The organism is Butyricicoccus sp. (genome assembly GCF_050872565.1).
Lineage (GTDB): Bacteria > Bacillota > Clostridia > Oscillospirales > Butyricicoccaceae > Butyricicoccus_A.
On sequence record NZ_JBNMHC010000379.1, the window covers coordinates 1 to 2039 of the forward strand.

Here is a 2039-nt window from a genome sequence, read left to right on the forward strand (position 1 = left end):
ATCTCCGCCAGTATCGACGATACACAGGGAATGCTCGCTCGCGTGCATATCATAGGTAATCTTGCGCACAGTCGGTTCCTTTTGATTGGCAAAATCAATGGCGACAATGCCGCCGACAGACGATGCCATCTGATCCATCAAGCCGCATGGTTTTCCAAAATAGATATTCTCTGCATACTGCCCGATTTTTGCAATATCAACAGCTGTCAGCTTATCTTCGCAGAAAAAGCGATTCATGATGACGCCAATCATCGTTTCATATGCCGCAGAAGAAGATAATCCCGAACCGCTCAGTACATTGCTGGTCATATAGGCATCAAAGCCCTTGATTTCATGACCAAGTTTGTGAGCTGCCGCTGCCACGCCGCGAATAAGAGCAGCCGTTTTGTTGGTTTCTTCCGGATGCGGCGTCAGATCTGTCAAATCAATGGTATCCATCGGATAGCCTTCCGACTGAATGCGCACAATCATGCTGTCATTCGGTGCAGCACAGGCAACAATGTCCAGATTGACGCTCGCCGCCAGCACATTGCCGTGCTGATGGTCGGTATGATTGCCGCCCAGTTCGGTTCTGCCCGGTGCGCTGAACAATGCAATGGCATCGGTTCTGCCAAATTCTGTCCGAAAACTGGTCAGCACGTGCAGCAATCTGTTTCGGTATTGGACAAGAGCATCACTTCCCTTGCTGCATCCATAGACCTGACAGATTGTGTCATCTGCGCTGCCGGTATGCAGAGAAAGTTCTGCTTGTTCTAAAAGAATCAAAATAAATCACCTCGGATTGAGATATGTGGATTTTTATAACAAATTATGTTAAAATAAGAAAAATGCTGCGAAGGGAGATTTCGCATGGAAAAATCTTGGGTAAAAAAATTTGAAGAACAGGAGCAATGGTTTCGAGAGCTGTTCTTATGCCATTGTGGTTATTCCATCTGTGAGTCGGGACATCATTTCGGTCCTGCGGTTCGTCCCAATTACATCTTGCATTATGTATTGGAAGGAAAGGGAACATATCATATCGGAAATCGCACATATGAACTGGAAAAAGAAGAAGGATTCCTTATCGAACCGAATGTTATGACATTTTATCAGGCAGATGAACAGCAGCCATGGCAATATCTTTGGATCGGCTTTCAGGGCAGTCGGGCGGATAAACTCATGCGTGAGATGGGATTATCCTATCGTGTGCCAACGTTTTCCTCCGGATGCGGTGAAGAACTGCTGCGCATTGTTCAGAGCGTCTTGCATGATGAGCGTGACGGCATAGAACAAATGCTGTTTCATCAATCTCAAATGTATGCATTTTTCTCCTGTATTGCTCGCAGTATTTCCACACAAAACAGCGAGTTTCAAATGGGAAAACGGAATTATTACGTGCAGGCTGCCGTGGAATACATTCAGAATCATTATGCCCAAGAGATAAAAGTGCAAGATATTGCGGAATATGTGGGAATCAGCAGAAGTTATCTTGCGACCCTGTTTCAGAGTATTATGCATACCTCTCCCAATGCATATCTCATGAATTTTCGCTTGAGCCGTGCGAAAGAACAGCTGTCATTGACGCGCTTTCCTGTTGGCATGATTGCCGGTATGTGCGGATATAAAGATGCACTGGTATTTTCTAAAGCGTTTAAACAACATGTAGGCATGACGCCGTCTCAATATCGAAAGTTGGATCGTGCCTCTCAAAATAAGGGATTATACCATACAGAATAAAAATTCATTCGGTGTTTTACAGAAGCTGACACAAATCTTGTGTCAGCTTCTGCATGTCTATGAACAAGAGAGAGGAATGCTTATTGAGCGTGCAAGACGAAGATACGAGAATCGAAATCCTTGCTTTCGCGATCTCCTTCGATTGCCTGACCAGAGGAACCATCTGTGGTGAGAAGACCAACTTCCATCAATTCATCTCCGTAATGCGTTGCGGAATCATCCACACAATATAACAGATCCGGCTGTAAGCCGTGCAGCTTGACACGATGATATGGTCCGTTGACCTCATTGAGGATTTTATAGTATCCGACCAGTGCTGTGCG

The 2039-nt window shown here is 45.2% G+C and carries 3 protein-coding genes; 1 reads left to right on the plus strand and 2 read right to left on the minus strand.

The genetic code is table 11. The features are described from left to right. Window positions 1-765, minus strand: a 765-nt coding sequence (locus ACR0P9_RS11580) for a galactokinase (RefSeq protein ID WP_432620305.1), incomplete at its 3' end; no start/stop codon positions are given. Between the two features lie 84 nt (window positions 766-849). Between ACR0P9_RS11580 and ACR0P9_RS11585 the strand changes: the two genes are divergently transcribed. Further along, window positions 850-1716, plus strand: coding sequence for an AraC family transcriptional regulator (locus ACR0P9_RS11585; RefSeq protein WP_432620307.1), 867 nt, complete (start codon window positions 850-852; stop codon window positions 1714-1716). 80 nt (window positions 1717-1796) lie between these two features. Here ACR0P9_RS11585 and ACR0P9_RS11590 read toward each other — a convergent pair. Next, on the minus strand, window positions 1797-2039 hold a 243-nt coding region (locus ACR0P9_RS11590; RefSeq protein WP_432620309.1), incomplete at its 5' end, for a GH36 C-terminal domain-containing protein.